Source organism: Paenibacillus typhae (genome assembly GCF_900099765.1).
GTDB classification, from domain to species: domain Bacteria; phylum Bacillota; class Bacilli; order Paenibacillales; family Paenibacillaceae; genus Paenibacillus_AQ; species Paenibacillus_AQ typhae.
In genome coordinates, this window is record NZ_FNDX01000006.1 from 36,089 (window position 1) to 54,609 (window position 18,521).

20 protein-coding genes are annotated in these 18,521 nt (G+C 50.8%); all 20 read left to right on the forward strand.

Going from position 1 to position 18,521, the window contains the following annotated elements:
- The first annotated feature begins 15 nt into the window (after nt 1-15).
- The 20 genes from flhA (at nt 16) to BLR64_RS07330 (ending at nt 18,514) form a co-directional block, all read left to right on the forward strand.
- Entirely contained in the window at nt 16-2,049 is a 2,034-nt protein-coding gene (gene flhA / locus BLR64_RS07235) for a flagellar biosynthesis protein FlhA (RefSeq protein ID WP_090713489.1), read from the forward strand.
- Nucleotides 2,046-3,431 (forward strand): flagellar biosynthesis GTPase FlhF, encoded by a 1,386-nt coding sequence (gene flhF / locus BLR64_RS07240; RefSeq protein ID WP_090713490.1) that lies wholly within the window; start codon nt 2,046-2,048, stop codon nt 3,429-3,431. Before flhA ends, flhF begins: the two co-directional genes overlap by 4 nt.
- On the forward strand, nt 3,428-4,309 hold the full coding sequence (locus tag BLR64_RS07245) for a MinD/ParA family protein (protein ID WP_090713491.1): 882 nt from the start codon (nt 3,428-3,430) through the stop codon (nt 4,307-4,309). The genes flhF and BLR64_RS07245 overlap by 4 nt, the downstream gene beginning before the upstream one ends.
- Nucleotides 4,310-4,344: 35 nt before the next feature.
- On the forward strand, nt 4,345-5,745 hold the full coding sequence (locus tag BLR64_RS07250; RefSeq protein WP_090713492.1) for a protein-glutamate methylesterase/protein-glutamine glutaminase: 1,401 nt from the start codon (nt 4,345-4,347) through the stop codon (nt 5,743-5,745).
- Nucleotides 5,746-5,778: 33 nt separating this feature from the next.
- Entirely contained in the window at nt 5,779-7,845 is a 2,067-nt protein-coding gene (locus tag BLR64_RS07255; protein ID WP_090713493.1) for a chemotaxis protein CheA, read from the forward strand.
- A gap of 27 nt (nt 7,846-7,872) precedes the next feature.
- Nucleotides 7,873-8,334, forward strand: a complete 462-nt coding sequence (locus BLR64_RS07260) for a chemotaxis protein CheW (protein ID WP_068723987.1) — start codon at nt 7,873-7,875, stop codon at nt 8,332-8,334.
- A gap of 3 nt (nt 8,335-8,337) precedes the next feature.
- A complete protein-coding gene (locus tag BLR64_RS07265) occupies nt 8,338-8,964 on the forward strand; it encodes a chemotaxis protein CheC (protein ID WP_090713494.1) in 627 nt (208 codons plus the stop codon).
- On the forward strand, nt 8,957-9,454 hold the full coding sequence (locus BLR64_RS07270; RefSeq protein WP_090713495.1) for a chemotaxis protein CheD: 498 nt from the start codon (nt 8,957-8,959) through the stop codon (nt 9,452-9,454). The genes BLR64_RS07265 and BLR64_RS07270 overlap by 8 nt, the downstream gene beginning before the upstream one ends.
- A gap of 2 nt (nt 9,455-9,456) precedes the next feature.
- On the forward strand, nt 9,457-9,867 hold the full coding sequence (locus tag BLR64_RS07275) for a hypothetical protein (RefSeq protein WP_090713496.1): 411 nt from the start codon (nt 9,457-9,459) through the stop codon (nt 9,865-9,867).
- A 75-nt stretch (nt 9,868-9,942) separates the two neighbouring features.
- On the forward strand, nt 9,943-10,731 hold the full coding sequence (locus BLR64_RS07280; RefSeq protein ID WP_090713497.1) for a FliA/WhiG family RNA polymerase sigma factor: 789 nt from the start codon (nt 9,943-9,945) through the stop codon (nt 10,729-10,731).
- A 30-nt stretch (nt 10,732-10,761) separates the two neighbouring features.
- A complete protein-coding gene (locus tag BLR64_RS07285; protein ID WP_090713498.1) occupies nt 10,762-12,165 on the forward strand; it encodes a DUF342 domain-containing protein in 1,404 nt (467 codons plus the stop codon).
- A gap of 76 nt (nt 12,166-12,241) precedes the next feature.
- Complete coding sequence (locus tag BLR64_RS07290; RefSeq protein WP_090713499.1) at nt 12,242-12,553, forward strand: hypothetical protein; 312 nt, start codon at nt 12,242-12,244, stop codon at nt 12,551-12,553.
- Between the two features lie 35 nt (nt 12,554-12,588).
- Nucleotides 12,589-13,152 carry a hypothetical protein gene (locus BLR64_RS07295; RefSeq protein WP_090713500.1) on the forward strand — a complete coding sequence of 188 codons (564 nt, stop codon included), beginning with the start codon at nt 12,589-12,591 and terminating at the stop codon, nt 13,150-13,152.
- The gene (locus BLR64_RS07300; RefSeq protein WP_090713501.1) at nt 13,149-13,766 is read left to right on the forward strand and encodes a hypothetical protein; all 618 of its coding nucleotides are present in this window, start codon (nt 13,149-13,151) and stop codon (nt 13,764-13,766) included. Before BLR64_RS07295 ends, BLR64_RS07300 begins: the two co-directional genes overlap by 4 nt.
- A 199-nt stretch (nt 13,767-13,965) precedes the next feature.
- Nucleotides 13,966-14,667 carry a 30S ribosomal protein S2 gene (gene rpsB, locus BLR64_RS07305; RefSeq protein ID WP_039874217.1) on the forward strand — a complete coding sequence of 234 codons (702 nt, stop codon included), beginning with the start codon at nt 13,966-13,968 and terminating at the stop codon, nt 14,665-14,667.
- A 130-nt stretch (nt 14,668-14,797) separates the two neighbouring features.
- Complete coding sequence (tsf, locus tag BLR64_RS07310) at nt 14,798-15,448, forward strand: translation elongation factor Ts (protein WP_068723975.1); 651 nt, start codon at nt 14,798-14,800, stop codon at nt 15,446-15,448.
- Between the two features lie 105 nt (nt 15,449-15,553).
- The gene (gene pyrH / locus BLR64_RS07315; protein WP_090713502.1) at nt 15,554-16,282 is read left to right on the forward strand and encodes a UMP kinase; all 729 of its coding nucleotides are present in this window, start codon (nt 15,554-15,556) and stop codon (nt 16,280-16,282) included.
- A complete protein-coding gene (gene frr, locus BLR64_RS07320) occupies nt 16,282-16,836 on the forward strand; it encodes a ribosome recycling factor (RefSeq protein WP_039874210.1) in 555 nt (184 codons plus the stop codon). Before pyrH ends, frr begins: the two co-directional genes overlap by 1 nt.
- 79 nt (nt 16,837-16,915) lie before the next feature.
- Complete coding sequence (locus tag BLR64_RS07325) at nt 16,916-17,689, forward strand: isoprenyl transferase (protein WP_090713503.1); 774 nt, start codon at nt 16,916-16,918, stop codon at nt 17,687-17,689.
- A gap of 24 nt (nt 17,690-17,713) precedes the next feature.
- A complete protein-coding gene (locus BLR64_RS07330; RefSeq protein ID WP_090713504.1) occupies nt 17,714-18,514 on the forward strand; it encodes a phosphatidate cytidylyltransferase in 801 nt (266 codons plus the stop codon).
- Nucleotides 18,515-18,521 lie beyond the last annotated feature (7 nt).

Consider the following 18,521-nt stretch of genomic DNA (forward strand, 5'->3'; position numbering starts at 1 on the left):
GGGAGGAAAAGGGCAGTGAAAGGTAAAGATCTAACAGTTCTTCTGGGCGTTATCGGCATAGTACTTATGATGATTCTGCCCATCCCGGAATGGCTTTTGGATGTATTGCTTATTGTCAATATATCGATAGCACTAACTATTATCCTAGTAGCAATGAACACAAGGGATCCGCTGCAATTTTCCATTTTCCCTTCATTGCTCTTGATAACCACCCTGTTCCGGCTCGCGTTGAATATCTCGACCACCAAGCTGATTCTTTCCGAAGGCCATGCGGGTGAGGTTGTAGCGACATTTGGCAGTTGGATAGCCAGAGGCCAGATAGCGATCGGGTTTATCGTGTTCCTGATCCTGGTTGTAGTCCAGTTCATCGTTATTACCAAAGGGTCCGAACGCGTTGCTGAGGTAGGCGCCCGGTTTACTCTCGATGCAATGCCAGGGAAACAGATGAGTATCGATGCCGATTTAAATGCCGGGATGATTAATGAGCAGCAAGCCCGGGAACGCCGCCGCAACGTTGAGCGGGAAGCCGATTTCTTCGGGGCAATGGATGGTGCAAGTAAGTTTGTCAAAGGTGATGCGATTGCTAGTATTATCATCCTGTTTATCAATCTAATCGGAGGCTTCATTATCGGGATGACGGTTCATGGGGATTCGTTTCAGGATGCTCTCTCAACCTATTCTGTAATGACAATCGGGGACGGTCTGGTGAGCCAGATTCCGGCCTTGCTCATCTCTACTGCTTCCGGTCTGATTGTTACCCGGGCTGCATCGGAAGGTAACCTTGCAGAAGATCTGACAGGCCAACTCCTGTCCTATCCGAAGCTTCTGTATATCGTAGCTGTAACAATTGCGTTTCTCGGTTTTTTCACACCTATCACCGTAATGTCCACATTACCGTTAGCAGGGCTTATGGCATATGCAGCTTACAGTATGGGACAAAAGGCTAACAAGCAGCAGATAGCCGAAGAACAGCTAGTGGAAGAGAAACAGATTGAAGAAGTACGCAGTCCGGAAAGTGTGATTAATCTGCTGACAGTTGACCCTATAGAATTTGAGTTTGGCTATGGACTGATTCCGCTGGCCGATACTTCACAGGGCGGGGATTTGCTTGACCGGATTATTATGATCAGGCGGCAGTGTGCCCTGGAAATGGGGCTTATTGTTCCAGTTGTACGGATCCGCGACAATATTCAACTAAAACCGAATGAATATGTCATAAAAATTAAAGGAAATACTGTCGGCGGCGGTGAATTATTACTTAATCACTATCTTGCCATGAGTCCCGGGTATGATGATGAGTCGATTAACGGTATAGAAACTGTCGAACCTTCATTTGGTCTTCCGGCCTTGTGGATTGACGAAACGGTCAAGGATCGGGCAGAGCTGTCCGGATATACCGTCGTTGATCCGCCTTCAGTTGTGGCTACACATCTGACCGAGCTGATTAAACGCCACGGGCATGAACTGCTTGGACGTCAGGAGACAAAGCAGCTGGTGGACAACCTGCGGGAGAATTACCCCGTGCTGGTTGATGAACTCATGCCTTCGGTACTTGCGATTGGTGACATTCAGAAGGTGCTGGGCAAGCTTCTCCGCGAAAAAATCTCTATACGGGATTTGGTCACAATTTTCGAGACACTGGCTGACTACGGCACTTACACCAAGGACCCGGATATTCTGACGGAATATGTGCGCCAGTCGCTTTCAAGACAGATCACCCAGCAGTTCTCCCAGACGGGAGAAACTCTGCGGGTCATTACAGTCGGACCTAATCTGGAAAAGAAAATTTCAGAAAGCGTACAGCAGACCGAGCAGGGCAGCTATCTTGCTCTTGATCCGGTGTCCACACAAACGGTCTATCAAAGGCTTACTGAACAGATTAACCGTCTTCTTCAATCCGGCCAGCAGCCGATTGTGCTGACATCCCCGACCATCCGGATGTATCTGCGCCAGGTGATTGAGCGGACGATGCAGGACATTCCAGTGTTATCCTACAGCGAACTGGAGCCTAATATTGAAATTCAAAGCGTTGGGGTGGTGAACTTATGAGAGTAAAGCGTTATGTGGTCGACACGATGCCTGACGCGATGCATTCCATCCGCAGCGAACTGGGAAGCGATGCTGTAATCCTCAGTACCAAAGAGATTAAAATTGGCGGATTTTTGGGAATGTTCCAGAAAAAGAAAATAGAAGTAGTAGCCGCGGTTGAAGAGGCCCGCAAGCCAGCAGCCTCCGCCAGCAGCGCCCCGGCAGCACCTCCAAGCATTCCGCGAAGCGCTGTGCCGCAGGCTTACCAGAAGGCAGCTAGCGCCTCACAGGCGCCTGTCAAGGAAAGGCCTGCTGTCAATTCTTACGCCGAGGTTGCGGCTGCACTGTCCGAGGCCCAGGAGGCAAGAGGAGCGGTGGCCGTGATGCCGCCGGTTGAAGAGGAGCAGAACGTCATTAAGCCTGACGAGTCTAAGCCGTCTGTACCTTCCAAGGAATCCAAAGGTTCACTGTCAAAATTGTACGAAAGTCTTGATGCAGGACTCGATCCGGCTGTTTCCTCTGCTCTGGAAAGCGATGTACTGCGCGAGATCAGAGACATGAAACAATGGATGGAGCGGATTGCCCGTTATTCTTCAAGCGGAGTCGAGCTGCCTCAGATGCTGGAAGAGCTTAAGCGTAAGCTGATCGACCAGGATACCGATGCCGTGCTCATAGAGGAGTGGATCGGCAATATTTATGACCGCTGGAATGAAGATGGGCGGACCTGGACCGCTGACCAGTTTGGGAAGAAGCTGCGCGAGCAGATAAATGAGTTCCTGGCTGGAAGAATTGCCGGCGGGATTGCTCCCGATACCAGAATCGTCTATATAGCCGGACCGACCGGCGTAGGCAAAACGACCTCGATTGCCAAGCTGGCAGCCGAGCAGCTGTTCAAGCATGGCCGTAAAGTAGGTCTTATTACCTCAGATACCTACCGGATATCTGCAGTGGAGCAGCTTCGCACATACGCTGCCATCCTGAACATTCCGCTGGAGGTAGTACAGTCGCCCGGAGATCTGCAAAGAGCCATGTTCCGTCTGGAAAGCTGTGACCTGGTACTAATGGATACGGCTGGACGCAATTACCGCAATGAAATGTTTGTAGCCGAGCTCCAGAGCCTGCTTGCCAAGGAATTAAAGAGTGAAACCTTCCTGGTGCTCAGTATGACTTCCAAAAGCCGGGATATGAAACTGATAGCCGAGCATTTCGGCCGCTACCAGCTGGATAAAGTCATTTTCACCAAGCTGGATGAGACAGGAAGCTACGGACCGATGTTTAATGTATTAAATGACTTTCCGCTTAAATTATCATACCTGACCAACGGTCAAAATGTTCCGGATGATCTGCTGATGGCCTCCAAAGAACAGCTCAGTGAAATGCTGCTGGGAACAGGGGGCTCCTGATGGATCAGGCACAATCCTTGCGGCAGCTGGTATCCAGCCGGGATTCCAAGCCCGAGCCCGGAGACGGTCCTTCAGCCCGGATCATTACCGTATGCAGTGGAAAGGGCGGGGTTGGTAAATCAAATTTTACGCTGAATTTCGCTTTGGCGCTTAAAGCGATGGGTAGACGGGTGCTTTTGTTCGATGCGGATATCGGGATGGCCAACATCGATGTGCTGATGGGAGTTACGGCTAAATATAATCTGTACCACCTGTTAAAAAGAGAAGCGGATATTGCTCAGATTATCCAGAACGGGCCCGGAGATCTGCCGTTTATTGCAGGAGGCTCAGGCATGGATGAGCTGTTCTCCCTTTCCGAGTCTGACCTTAATTATTTTACATCACAGATCGCCCGGATTGCCGATACCATGGACTTCATCCTGTTTGATACCGGTGCCGGGCTTTCCAAGGAAACGCTGAAATTTATAACCTCCGCCGATGATTGTCTGGTGGTTACAACACCGGAGCCAACCGCAATCACGGATGCTTATGCACTGATGAAGGTTGTACACAATTCTCATCCTGACGTATCCTTCAAGCTGATTGTGAACCAGGCAGGGGATGAAAAGGAAGCCAGAGGCACCGGCGACAAAATACGTATGGCGGCAAGCCGCTTTCTGCAGCTGGATATCCCTTTTCTCGGTTATATCAGCAGTGATGTGCATGTGGTTCAGGCAGTCAAGAAACAAGTTCCATTCTCAGTGGCTTTTCCGAACAGTGCAGCAGCCAAAGACGTGCAACGGCTTGCCCTCAATTACCTGTCCGCCGAACCGGTGGAAGCAGTCAAGGTACAGGGCATCAGGGGATTTATCAACAAGTGGTTGAAGCGAAAACAATAATTGTTCAGAATTAGATGAACAGAGGTGGAAGTGCTATGAGGCCTTATAAAGTTTTGGTTGTGGATGATTCCGCATTTATGCGTAAGATCATATCCGATCTAATCGAAAATGATCCTGACTTCAAGGTCACCGCTACAGCAGCGAACGGCCGTGAAGCAGTAGACAAGGTGAACGAGCTCCAGCCTGATCTGGTAACGATGGATGTGGAAATGCCGGAGATGAACGGCCTTGAAGCGCTGAAGGTCATTATGGCCAATCATCCGCTGCCGGTCATTATGCTGTCAGGGATAAACGAAGAGGGAATGCGGGAAACGATCATGGCGCTCGAATCCGGAGCCTTCGATTTTATCCGCAAACCGTCGATTACGAATTCCCAGGATATTATAGCAGTTGGTTTATCGCTAATAGAGCAGATGAAGGGAGCTATGCTGGCCCGTGAGCAGCGTCAGGCGAGAAATGCTTCCCTGAGGGAACCTGACATGATCTTGCCTGATCCGGCCCGGCCGGTGAGTACAGGCAGGCCCGTTGTCCCGGAGCTTCCGGTACGCAAGCCCGGGCTTCCCAAGATAACGGCGGAAGCCACGGTTAAGCCTGCAGTGGACAAGTCTAAGCAGCCTGTTCAGGATGCCGGCACAAAGCTGCCGGATACAAGTAAATCCGGGATAAGCACTCCGCGGAATCTGCCCAAGACTCCGCCAGCCCCTTCTCTTAAACCTCCTGCATCCGAGCGGCTGAAGAACCGGAAACAGCCTGATACGGTACAGCCTTTGCCGGAGATCAAGGCAGTGCCGGAGCTGCCTTCCGTTTCGCGTCCTGAGCCGCCAGCTTCCGGGGGGGGACGCAAAGCCGGAACGAAGGGGCTGCGCAAGCTGGTTGCGGTCGGCTGCTCAACGGGCGGTCCGCGGGCACTCAAAACGTTCCTTGAGAATATCCCGGCTGATTTCCCGGCGCCGATTGTGATTGTGCAGCACATGCCGCCTAACTTCACAAAATCATTGGCCCAGCGACTGAATACGTTTAGTCCGCTGGAAGTGACGGAAGCCGAGCATGGTATGATTCTGCGCCAGGGAGCAGCATACATTGCTCCGGGAGGCTATCATCTCAAGGTTGTCCCTGCAGCCGGCGGGCAATATGCGATTGAGCTTACAACGGAGGAAGCCCGCAACGGACACCGGCCTTCTGTGGATACCTTGTATGAATCCCTGCTTCCGCTTACGGACCTGGAGCGTCATGCGGTCATAATGACCGGGATGGGCAGCGATGGTGCGAGAATGATGAAGGCCCTACACGACTCAGGTGTAACCTCGACGTTTGCCGAGAATGAAGAAACCTGCGTCGTTTATGGAATGCCGCGTTCTGCGGTGGAATTGCAATGTGTGAAATACGTGCTGCCGCTGCAGGAAATTGCACCGCGGCTGGTACAGGCAGTTAAATAAGGAAAAGCGAACTCGAAGGGGAGGTGCTCGTTAGTGGACATGAATCAATATTTATCCATGTTTATTGATGAGTCAAATGATCATCTGCAGTCATTGAATGAGAGCATGATGGGGCTGGAAGCAAATCCTGAAGATATTAGTATTGTACAGGTGATTTTCCGCTCTGCGCACACCCTGAAGGGTATGGCGGCCACAATGGGATTTGAGGATTTGGCTTCCCTTACCCACCAGATGGAAAATGTGCTTGACCTGGTGCGCAACAATAAACTGCGGATGCAGGATTTTATTTTTGACACTTTGTTCAAAAGCCTGGACGCCCTTGAATCCATGGTGCAGGATATTACGGCAGGCGGAGAAGGCAAGGCCGATGTCACAGCTATTGTCACTGCTCTACAGGCTATCGTCCGCGGTGAAATTCCGGCAGCTGGCGGTGCTGCATCCGCTCCGGCGGCTGCACAAAGCTCGGCCGAACTCCAGATCACACTTGATGAATTCCAGTATTCGGTTCTGGAACAGTCGCTGCAGGAGGGGCATCAGGTACTGTATATTGACGTGGCAATCCGTAAGGACTGTCAGCTCAAAGCAGTACGGGCATATATGGTTTTTGATCTCCTGGAGCGTTCAGGAGAAGTGGTCAAATCCTTCCCTTCGGTTCAGGATATAGAGCAGGAGAAATTCGATCACAGCTTCTCCCTCTATTACATAACCCAAAAGGGTGCCGACGAGATGAAGTCGATGATTATGAATGTATCTGAAATCGACACGGTAACAGCGGTAGCCCTTGATCAGGAATCGCTTGCCCAGATGGCTCTGGAGGCTGCAGCAACAGCTGAGGCCCCTGCTCCTGAGCAAGAAGCTCAGGCTGCGCCTGCCGCTTCCGTTCCGGCTGCACCTGCTGGCAGGGAAGAGAATGCAGCCAAAGCCGCGCCTTCCCGTACAGGCGGTGCACCATCACGCACGATCCGCGTTGATATAGAACGACTGGATGTATTGATGAACCTGTTCAGCGAGCTGCTGATTGACCGGGTGCGCCTGGAGCAGCTTGCTTCAGAGGTGCAGAACAGCGATCTTACCGAAACGGTTGAGCATATGGGCCGGGTAAGCGGCGATCTGCAGAACATTGTCATGAAGCTGCGGATGGTTCCGGTAGATACCGTATTTAACCGATTCCCGCGGATGGTACGGGATCTGGCAAAATCACTGGACAAAAAAATCGACTTGATTATTACCGGCGCTGAAACAGAGCTTGACCGCACAGTAATCGATGAAATCGGCGATCCACTGGTGCATCTGCTGCGCAATGCGGTGGACCATGGTGTTGAATCGGTTCAGGACCGGACTGCTTCAGGCAAGCCTGAGACAGGGACAGTTAATCTGCGGGCGTTCCACAGCGGAAATCATGTCTTTATCGAAATCGAGGATGACGGTGCGGGCATCAAACCGCAGAAAATCCTGCAGTCTGCTATCAAGAAAGGCATTATCACGCAGGAGCAGGCTGCCGGCTATTCCGATGATGAGGCGATCCAGCTGCTGTTCGCACCAGGCTTCAGTACGGCAGAGGTTATCTCCGATGTTTCGGGCCGCGGAGTTGGTCTGGATGTTGTAAAATCGAAGATCACTTCTTTAGGCGGCAACGTGGTTGTCTATTCGACGCCAGGCAAAGGAACGAACTTCTCGGTACAGCTTCCGCTGACCCTGTCCATCATTGCAGCGATGCTTGTGAAGATCGGATCGGAGAAATATGCTATTCCGCTTTCGTCGATTGTCGAGACGGGTATTGTGAAAAAGACCCAGATCCGCACGATTCACGGAACCCGGATGATAGAGTTCCGCAACAGCCATATTCCGCTGCTCTCGCTAAGCAAGTTCTATTCCATACCGGATTTTGATGAAAGCACGGAAGAGGAGACAGAAATTGTGGTTGTCCGCAAGGGCGAACGAATGGCTGCTCTGGCTGTTCAGGACTTTATCGGACAAAATGAAATTGTTATCAAGAATCTCGGCAAATATCTGCCGGAGGTTCAAGGCATCTCGGGCGCGACCATACTCGGTGACGGACAAGTTGCCCTTATTATTGATCCGAACGCATTTATAAAATAATCAGGATAGAACAGGGAGGTTCATTCCATGGCTGAAGATATTAAAGTAATTGTGTTTAAGCTTGGATCTGAAGAATACGGCATTGAAGTGGATAAGGTCCAGACGATCGAACGTATGATGCCAATTACCCGGGTGCCCAAAACGTACGCTTTCATTAAAGGGGTAATTAATCTGCGCGGTGTGGTTATTCCGGTAATCGACCTGCGCGGACGTTTTGGAATCCAGGAGGCGGAGCACACGGATCAGACCCGTGTAATCATCGTCAATGTTAATGAGATGGAAGTCGGATTTATCGTAGATTCCGCTAATGATGTCATTGATTTAAATCGTGAGTCCATCGACACTCCTCCTGAGGTTGTGGGCGGAATCAAAGCGAAATATCTGGACGGGGTGGCCAAAATCGGAGAAGACCGTCTCCTGATTATGCTTAACTTGTCTGAGGTACTGAATAAGAATGAAATCGTGCAACTGGAAAGCCTAGAGGGATAGTCAATGGAGCTGTTTAAGAACTTCAAGGATTTCAAGATGGATGTACTGAAAGAAGTCGGTAATATTGGAGCCGGCAACGCAGCCACCGCGTTATCCCAGCTCCTGAACAAACCGATTGATATGGCAGTACCCAAGGTTCAGCTATTGAACTTTGAGGAAATCACAGATAAAGTGGGCGGAGCCGAAGAGCTGGTCTATGCGGTGTTTCTGCGAGTTGAAGGGGAAGCACCGGGCAATCTCTTTTTCATTCTGGCTCCGGATGCGGCGATCAGTCTCCTCAACCGGATTGCAGGAATTGAGATTCATCCGGATCAGGAGCTTGGGGAGATGGAATTCTCCGCACTGAGCGAGATCGGCAACATACTCGCAGGCTCCTATCTCTCTTCGCTTGCTGATTTCACTTCACTGTCGATGTATCCGACTGTCCCTGCGCTGGCGATGGATATGGCGGGGGCCATTCTCGGTTACGGGCTGCTGCAGTTCGGCCAGATGGGTGATGATGCGCTGCTCATTGATACAACCTTCCTGGAAGGGCAAAATGAAATCGAAGGCCAATTTTTCCTAATCCCGGATCCCGAATCATTCCCGAAAATTTTCAAAGCATTAGGAGTACCGTTTGATAATGATTGAGGAACAAAGCATTATTAAAGTAGGAATGGCAGATCTTAATGTAGGCAGCCAGGACAGTCTGATCCGTACGACCGGTCTTGGCTCCTGTGTGGGTCTTACGTTGTTCGATCCCGGCAAAAAACTGGCGGGGATGGCGCACGTAATGCTTCCTTCGTCAGAGATTGCCCGGGAGGGACAGCTTAACATAGCCAAATTTGCAGATACTGCCGTTCCTGAACTGCTGTCCCGCCTGCTGGCACTGGGCGCGGTCCGCAGCCGGATCGTAGCCAAGATGGCCGGCGGCTCACAGATGTTTGCGTTTGCCGGAGGGAATGACACCATGAGGATCGGGCCTCGTAACGTGGAATCCTGCAAGCTGGCTCTGGAGGCGCTCCATATTCCTCTTGTCGCTGAGGATACGGGCGGGAATTTCGGCCGTACGATTGAAATTGCCTGCAGCACCGGGGTGCTTCATATCCGGAGTGTCCAAAAAGGCACCAAGGAAATATAGCGATGGGAAAAATACTAATTAGCCTTTTGTCCGGACTGATTGGTTTTGTATTTACCTTTCTAACAAATTACGGGCACAATTTGCTTGGGACGAGTCTGATTCGCGGGATTTACGGATTTATTCTTTGGTTTGTGCTTGCTTTCTTCCTGAGATGGGTATTGGGTTTTATTGTTAAACAATCTGCACCGGGTGGTAACAGCGGCGAGCAGGGCGGCGGTAATGAAGCACTGGGTACCAAGTTCGATCTGAGCACACCTGATGAAGATGAGGAATTAATAGATCTGCTGAAACAGAAGCCGCCGGAGGAGAGCGGAAGCAGTGAAGGTTTTACCCCGCTGCAACCGCCAAAACTGGTCTCCATGAAGGATCCTGAAGAATTGGCCAAGGCCGTTCGTCACCTGAAAGAAGAATAAGCGAGCGCCTGCGGCGAAACGGTTTTCTTGCCCGCAGGGTGTCCGCTGACTAAACTTTGGGAAGGGTGAAAGCCATTGAACGAGCAAAAAGCTTCTCAATCAGTAACAGACGGGCTGTGGGAGCAGTGGAAAGAGCACGGTGATCCTGAAGCCAAAAAAAAGCTGATTGAGAATTACCTCCATATTGTAGATTATGTATCCAGCCGTCTGGCTGTCGGACTGCCCAAAAATGTTTCCAAAGATGATTTGGCCAGCAATGGCGTAATGGGTCTTATAGACGCTATTGAGAAATTCGATTACAAACGCGGCTTGCAGTTCCAGACGTATGCATCCTGGCGGGTCCGCGGGGCCATTCTTGACTCGCTGCGCCAAAGTGACTGGGTTCCAAGATCCGTTCGTGAAAAAGCTAAAAAAATCGAGGATGCTTATCAGCAGCTGGAGCAGAAATACTTAAGATCAGTCAGTGATGAGGAAATGAGCCAGCATCTGAACATATCGGAGACGGAGTTTCAAAATATGCTGCAGGATGTGGCAGTCATGTCACTCTGCTCTCTGGAAGACCCGATCCGCGAAGAAGAGTCGGAAACACGGATGTCCATACTGGTGGACGATAAAGCCAAAAATCCGGACCGAAAAGTAAATGAATTCTATTTGCGCGAAACACTCACCAAAGGCATCGAAAAACTAACGGTGAAAGAACGGACCGTAGTGTCCCTTTTATATTATGAAGATCTTTCTTTGAGCGAAATTGCCGAGGTGATGTCATTATCGCCTTCACGGATATCGCAGCTTCATTCAAAAGCCATTTTGCGTCTGCGGGGGACGCTTGAGAAAAACCGCGACCTGCTCATGCAAAATGATTAACCGGACGACGGTGACAAGGGGGAGCAATAATTGATAGGTCATTATGCTTTGAATCAATACGTAAGTATTTCGTTTTCGGAGGATAAAGGGATCGCCTACTTGGAGTTCTCTAAGAAAGACGAGAATTTCTCCTGCTCCGCCGAAGATCTCGAAGGCTTTCTTCACAGTCATGAGATTCGTTACGGTATTCAGCACGACATTGTAGGGCGGATCAGCAGCAACCCGGAAGAATATTTTTTCAGCAGAGTGCCAATCGCTATCGGGGAAGAACCGGTTCACGGCATCGACGGGCTGGTCGTTATGGCCATTGATCTTGACGAAGACCGCAAGCCGCTGGAAATGGAAGACGGCAAGGTGGATTACAAGGATCTGGTGCGGCTGAACAATGTTTTGAAGGGCCAGCTTATTTGTAAATCGATACCCCCTGTACCCGGCCAGAAGGGCCGAACCGTTACTGGAGAAGAGATTCCCTTTAAACCCGGCAAGGAAGCCCGGCTCAAAGTCGGTAAAAATGTGCTGCTTGACCAGAGTGAAACGGCATTGTATGCAGCTATAGATGGGCTGGTTACACTTACCGATAAGGGAAAGATCAATGTATTTCCGGTATATGAGGTTAACGGCGATGTGGATTACAGCACCGGCAATATTGATTTTGTAGGTACAGTGGTTATCCGCGGCAATGTGCTGACAGGTTTCACCGTGAAATCGGCGGGCGATATCCGGGTTGTCGGCGGAGTTGAGGGTGCGGAGCTGACTGCAGGCGGATCCATAGAAATAACAGGCGGTATTATCGGGTACAACAAGGGTCTTGTCAGCGCCGGCAAAAATGTCAAAGTATCTTTTATTCAGGACGGCAACGTTGTTGCAGCTGAAGATGTCATTGTATCCCAGAGTATTATGCATTCCAATATCCGTGCCGGCCGGGATGTATTATGCAATGGCACCAAGGGTCTGATTGTTGGCGGAATTGTACAGGCCGGGGAAAAGGTGGTAGCGCGGACAATCGGGAATACGATGTCAACCGCTACAGCGGTTGAGGTCGGAGTCGTTCCGGAGCTGCGCAACGAGATCAATGAACTCCGCCAGGAGCTGCGGCAGCTGCTGGATAATGAAGACAAGACGGAAAAGGCGCTCTACCTGCTGAATCAGCTGGCTAACAACGGGCAGCTTTCTTCGGACAAGGTGGCGCTCCGCGTGAAGCTGAACGCTACCAAGCAGGCTCATATGCGTGATGAGAGACGGATCAAAGAACGTGTGCTGGAAATTGAAAAAATGCTCGAGGATACAACCAAAGCCAAGGTAGTGGTTGTAAAAACCGTTTATGGCGGTTCCAAAATCGTAATCGGCAGATATACGAGATTTGTGAAGGATCCGACGGAGCGGGTTGTTTTCTACTATAGTGAAGGCGATATTACCTTGGCGCCGTATAACTAAACAGGCGGGCAGCTGAGGCAGCCGGCCATTGCTTTATGCTGAAATTGAACATTTCGTTTGTGAAAAGGGGATTGCCATGAGCCTGAAACCGGTTGAATTGCAAATTGCCCTGCCCCGGACAACGGATGCAGGGAAAGTGCAGAATGAGCTGCTTCACCGCCCTGTGCTCGATCAGCAGATGCTGGCCGGACAGAATGTGAAGCATGCAGCAGAGCAGGCGCAGCGTACGAGCGGTGTTGATGAATCTTCAGAAACGAAGCTGCGTGGCGACGGGGAACGGGAACACGATCAGAGCAATCGTTCATCGGGTCAGGGCCAGAAGAACAAGGATACCCCGCATGATGCAGAGCATCCGTATAAAGGGCGTCGAATTGATCTCAGTCTCTGAGCTGTTCAAAGATAATCGCAAAGGAGAACAAGCATTTGCAACCATGGGTATACATTGTGCTGGTAGGCGCTGTAGCTATTGTCTATGGCATGATCCTGCCGGTACGCCGGAAAGAAGAAGGTGCAGAAAAGCAGAGCCTGAAAGATACCGAGGCCGCTCTTGAGCTCTATATGGCAGACTTGGAACGCGAAAATGAAGAAATGCTGCAGCTCGTCAGCAGCATCAAGCAACAGTCCCAGAATACCAAAACTGCATTGCAGGAGGAGATAGCCGTACTCCGTGAACAGGTTGCAGGGCTGGAGAAGACCACAATGCTGCTGGATGCACGTCTGACAGCAGAGGAAAAGGGGCTGCTTCAGCTGACTGCCTTCACTAAAGACAATGCAGCCAGACAGCCGGCAGACGATGCTTCCGGTGGTGCGGAGCCTGTTCCGGTACCTAAGCCGAAGCCGGTCAGCTCAATTAAACTGCGCTATCCGCGGTTGTTTGAGCTGCATGAGCAGGGCAAATCCATCGACTCCATCGCCAAAACGGCAGGTCTGCAGCGTGGAGAAGTCCAGCTTATTCTTCAGCTGGCCAAGCAGGAGGAATCGGTATGATCAAGAACCGTTCGTTCATGCTCGGTCTCGGAACCGGTCTGATCGCAGGCGCGCTGCTTCTGCAGCTGATGCTCTCGGGAGGCGCGGCGCCGCTGACCCGGGAAGAGCTTGTCAGACAGGCTGCGCTGCTGAATCTGACCGTTACGGATCCGGCTGCCGAGCCGCAGGCCACTGTAGAGCCGGACGTGACAGAGCCTGCGGCTGAGAGGCAGACCGACGCCGCAGCGACGCCAGGCGCTGCTACACCAGCGCCTACATCTACTCCAGCAGCTACACCGGCCGCTGCGGTCCAGCCTAGTGCGGCTGCCGAGCCCAGCACGCCGGCCGCACCGTCCCAGCCGGCCCCGAGCAGCGGGACGGCTAAAGCACCGGCGGCTCCGGCGAGCCCGCAGGCTGCCGCAGCAGGCGTTATTGCCGTGCGGATTCCTGCCGGCAGCACGCTTACACAAACCGCACAACTGCTCGCTAACGCGGGAGTTATTAGTGATCAGGCCGGATTTCTGGAGACAGCTATCGGCCGGAAGATTAATACCAAAATTCAATCCGGCAGCTACAATTTCATTAAAGGTGAGAGTGTAAACTCCATTATTGAAAAGCTGATAACCGTGAAATAACCCGGGATGTGCCAGTAAATCATAAAACTTTCTGCTAATCGTTGCATCCCGTATCTTAATATGGTATAGTAATTGACGGTGTTAAAACACACGCCGGTTGATTTCGACAAGGGGTGCTTTCTTCTGAAGAAAGTCTTGTAGGAAAATGACGCATGGCGGAGGAGACACACAATAAACCAAATCTAGGAGGTGTGTGAAGATGGCAGTAATCTCCATGAAACAGCTTCTCGAAGCTGGGGTACACTTCGGTCACCAGACTCGTCGCTGGAACCCTAAGATGGATCGTTATATCTTCACTGAAAGAAACGGAATTTACATTATTGACCTGCAAAAAACGGTTAAAAAAGTAGAGGAAGCTTACAACTTTGTTAAAAGTGTAGCTGCCGACAACGGCACAATCCTCTTCGTAGGAACTAAGAAACAAGCTCAGGATTCCGTTAAGGAAGAAGCTGAGCGTTCCGGTATGTTCTTCATCAACCAGCGTTGGCTGGGTGGTACACTGACTAACTTCCAGACTATCCAGAAGCGTATTGACCGCCTGAAGAAGCTGGAAGCTTGGGAAGAAGACGGTACCTTCCAAGTTCTGCCTAAGAAAGAAGTTATCCTTCTCCGCAAAGAGAAAGATCGTCTTGAAAAATTCCTGGGCGGTATCAAGAACATGAAGGGCCTGCCAAGCGCACTGTTCATTATCGATCCTCGTAAAGAGCGTATCGCTGTTGCAGAAGCCCGCAAGCTGGGTATCCCTATCGTAGCTATCGTTGATACTAACTGCGATCCGGACGAAATCGACTATGTAATCCCAGGTAACGATGACGCTATCCGCGCCGTTAAATTGTTGACTGGTAAAATGGCAGACGCTGTTGTTGAAGCTCACCAGGGCGAAGACACAACAACTGCTTAATAGTCAGCCGGGACATAAACAAGAACTTAAATGAAAAGGGTGGTTGGCAGGTGGATAACCTCTCACTGCCCTTTTTTTAGGATAATGGCCTTGAATGGAATAAAACGACAATTACCTGGAGGGAATAACAATGGCAGTAGATGCAAAATCCGTAAAAGAACTTCGTGAAAGAACAGGCGCAGGTATGCTTGATTGCAAAAAGGCGCTTGAAGAAGCAAACGGCGACATCACCAAAGCCGCTGAACTGCTCCGCGAAAAAGGTCTTTCCGCAGCAGCTAACAAAGCTGGACGTATCGCTACTGAAGGTACTGTAGAATCCTACATCCACGCTGGCGGACGTATCGGCGTACTGGTAGAAATCAACTGTGAAACTGACTTCGTTGGTAAAACAGATTCCTTCAAAGAATTCGCACGCGACATTGCAATGCAGATTGCTGCAGCCAGCCCGCAATACGTACGCCGTGAAGAAGTTCCGGCTGAAGCTGTTGAGAAGGAAAAGGAAATCCTGAAAGCTCAGGCTTTGAACGAAGGCAAACCAGAAAAAATCGTTGAAAAAATGGTTGAAGGCCGCATCAGCAAGTTCTACGAAGAATACTGCCTGCTTGAGCAGCCGTTCGTTAAAGACCCGGACAAAACAATCGCTCAGCTGCTGAATGAAAAAATCAGCACAATTGGCGAAAACATCTCCATCCGCCGTTTCGTTCGTTACGAGCTGGGTGAAGGTCTTGAGAAGAAAGTCGACAACTTTGTTGACGAAGTAATGGCACAGGTTAAACAATAAATAAGCTGCAATACAGCATCTTTGAATTGAATAAAGGCAAGCATCAAAAGAACGGAACACGTACACCTAGTGTTCCGTCTTTTGTAAGAAAGTGAGGGTATACAATTGGGACAGCCGGTATTTAAGAGAGTCGTTCTTAAGGTTAGTGGAGAGTCATTGGCAGGACAAAACGGATATGGCATTGATGCAGAGACAATTAATTCCATTGCTGAGCAGGTTAAGGAAGTGGTTGAGCTTGGTGTTCAAGTAGCCATTGTCTGCGGAGGCGGCAACATCTGGCGCGGCATCGCCGGCAGTGCAAGCGGCATCGACCGTGCAACAGCCGATTATATGGGAATGCTCGCTACAGTTATGAATTCGCTTGCCCTGCAGGATGCATTGGAGCAGATCGACGTTCCGACACGGGTGCAGACCTCCATTTCCATGCAGCAGATTGCCGAGCCGTACATCCGCCGCCGGGCCATCCGCCATCTGGAGAAGGGCCGTGTGGTTATTTTTGCAGCCGGAACGGGTAACCCGTTCTTCTCGACCGATACAACCGCGGCGCTTAGAGCAGCTGAGATTGAAGCAGAAGTTATTCTGATGGCGAAGAACAAAGTAGACGGTGTCTACTCTGCGGATCCGTTCAAAGATCCGACAGCCGAGAAATTTGAGCAGCTTACCTATATGGATGTGCTGAACAAAAACCTTGGTGTTATGGATTCCACCGCCTCCTCTCTGTGCATGGATAATAATATACCGCTCATTGTGTTTGCTATTACAGAGCAAGGCAATATCAAACGTGTCGTTCTTGGTGAAAGAATCGGAACGATTGTTAAAGGGAGTGTAGATTAATGCCACAGACGGTTAAAAAGAATGCCGAAGAACGTATGGAAAAAGCGATTGCTTCCCTGAAGCGTGACCTGGCAACCCTGCGTGCGGGACGCGCATCTACAGCGCTCCTGGACCGGATCCAGGTTGAATATTACGGTGCACCTACACCGGTTAACCAGCTGGCCAACATCAGCACGCCGGATTCCCGGACTTTGCTGATCCAGCCATGGGACAGATCATCGGTAGCGGATATTGAACGGGCGATTATGAAGTCGGATCTGGGCCTTACGCCTGCAAATGACGGTACTATCATCCGTCTCAGCATTCCGCCCCTTACCGAAGAGCGCCGTACAGAGCTGGTGAAGTTCACCAAGAAGTTTGGCGAAGAAGCAAAAGTGGCGATCCGCAACATCCGCCGCGATGCCAACGATGACATCAAAAAGATGGAGAAAAACGGCATTTCGGAAGATGAGTCACGCGGGCATCAGGAAGATATTCAGAAATCAACGGATAAGTTCATAGCTGAAGTCGATAAGGTGCTCTTGTCCAAAGAAAAAGAGATTATGGAAGTATAATGATAATCAAGAGACCTCAAGGCCCCTCCGCATATGGTGGGGTTTGTCTCTTTCTGATAAGAGCTTGGAGGAAACGGAAATGATCAAACGGATTCAAGCATGGCTTAGCCGTAATGACCGGCAGGAAGAACAGCCTGCTGAGATCTCACCTGACAATATCCCCCGGCATATAGCGATTATTATGGACGGCAACGGACGCTGGGCGAAACGGCGCGGCCTGCCGCGCATTGTCGGTCATCAAAACGGGATGAAGGCCGTAAAACGTGCTACCATCGCTGCTAATGATCTGGGAGTAGAGTTCCTGACGATGTACGCTTTTTCTACAGAGAACTGGAAGCGGCCCAAGGATGAGGTCGATTTTCTGATGAAGCTGCCTGTGGAATTCCTTGCCATTGAACTGGATGAACTGATTGAAAAAAACGTACAGGTACGTGTGATGGGGGACAGTGAAGCCCTGCCTTCCCATACCCGCAAAGCGATGGAAGAGGCTGTTGAGCGGACAAAGCACAATACCGGACTTGTCTTGAATTTCGCGCTGAATTACGGCGGACGCAAAGAGCTGGAAGACTGTATGCGGGACCTCGGCAATGATATCAAGGCCGGACGGCTGTCACCCGAGGAGATCACTTCCGAGCTGATTGACAGCAGACTGCTGTCCGGCGGCTTACCTGATCCGGATCTGCTGATCCGAACAAGCGGAGAGATGCGGCTCAGCAATTTTATGCTCTGGCAAGTTGCGTACAGTGAGTTTTGGTTTACGGATGCCTACTGGCCTGAGTTTGACAAGACGCATTTGACGCAGGCTGTAGCCGAATATCAGCGCCGTACACGCCGTTATGGCGGATTGAAGTAGGCCTGTGATGGGAGATGGGAACCTTTGAAGCAACGACTCATTACCGCAATTGTGGCCGGAGCGCTTTTTCTGGGGCTCTGTGCTATCGGGGGCTGGTCCTATCAGCTCCTGCTGACTGCCATGGCACTCGTCGGATTATATGAATTTGTCAAAATGACAGGGCTCTCTCCGTTAAGCGGCACTGCCCTGCTTGGCTACGCTTCGATTGTCTGCTTCATGATCCCCTGGGGATTGCTGGATGCCTCCGTCTGGCTGACATGGGAACAGGGAGTATGGCTATTATTACTGGTTTTCCTGCTGGTTACGGTATTCAGCAAAAATAAACATGACATTCGGCTCACCGCACTTTTGTTTACCGGAATTGTATACATAGGGATGGGCTTTTCCTATATGGGCACCACCCGTGCTGCCGGCGACGGCCATGGCCTGTTCTGGACGCTGCTGCTGCTGTGCTGCATTTGGGGCAGTGACGCCGGGGCATACTTTGTCGGCAGAAGCTTCGGTCGTAACAAGCTCTGGCCCGCCATCAGCCCTAACAAAACGGTTGAAGGTGCGCTCGGCGGTGTAGCTATTTCGGTAATCATTTCGGCATTATTCGCATTATTTGCTCCTGATCTGCTGACTGTCGGACGGGCCCTTCTGATCGGTCTGTCTGCCGCTGTTCTCGGTCAGCTTGGAGATTTGGTACAGTCTGCCTATAAACGGGTGTACGGTATTAAGGATTCAGGCTCGCTGCTGCCTGGTCATGGAGGGATTCTTGACCGCTGCGACAGCTGGATTATCGTATTTCCTTTCGTACATATCGTAATGCTTATGCCTTACTAACAAACGA

Bases quoted from the DNA above. Each gene is read 5' to 3' on its own strand.
- BLR64_RS07325 (WP_090713503.1), top strand. From the start codon at position 16,916: ATGATCAAACGGATTCAAGCATGGCTTAGCCGTAATGACCGGCAGGAA.
- rpsB (WP_039874217.1), top strand. From the start codon at position 13,966: ATGGCAGTAATCTCCATGAAACAGCTTCTCGAAGCTGGGGTACACTTC.
- BLR64_RS07250 (WP_090713492.1), top strand. From the start codon at position 4,345: ATGAGGCCTTATAAAGTTTTGGTTGTGGATGATTCCGCATTTATGCGT.
- BLR64_RS07260 (WP_068723987.1), top strand. From the start codon at position 7,873: ATGGCTGAAGATATTAAAGTAATTGTGTTTAAGCTTGGATCTGAAGAA.
- flhF (WP_090713490.1), top strand. From the start codon at position 2,046: ATGAGAGTAAAGCGTTATGTGGTCGACACGATGCCTGACGCGATGCAT.
- BLR64_RS07290 (WP_090713499.1), top strand. From the start codon at position 12,242: ATGAGCCTGAAACCGGTTGAATTGCAAATTGCCCTGCCCCGGACAACG.
- BLR64_RS07265 (WP_090713494.1), top strand. From the start codon at position 8,338: ATGGAGCTGTTTAAGAACTTCAAGGATTTCAAGATGGATGTACTGAAA.
- frr (WP_039874210.1), top strand. From the start codon at position 16,282: ATGCCACAGACGGTTAAAAAGAATGCCGAAGAACGTATGGAAAAAGCG.
- BLR64_RS07275 (WP_090713496.1), top strand. From the start codon at position 9,457: ATGGGAAAAATACTAATTAGCCTTTTGTCCGGACTGATTGGTTTTGTA.
- BLR64_RS07270 (WP_090713495.1), top strand. From the start codon at position 8,957: ATGATTGAGGAACAAAGCATTATTAAAGTAGGAATGGCAGATCTTAAT.
- BLR64_RS07300 (WP_090713501.1), top strand. From the start codon at position 13,149: ATGATCAAGAACCGTTCGTTCATGCTCGGTCTCGGAACCGGTCTGATC.
- tsf (WP_068723975.1), top strand. From the start codon at position 14,798: ATGGCAGTAGATGCAAAATCCGTAAAAGAACTTCGTGAAAGAACAGGC.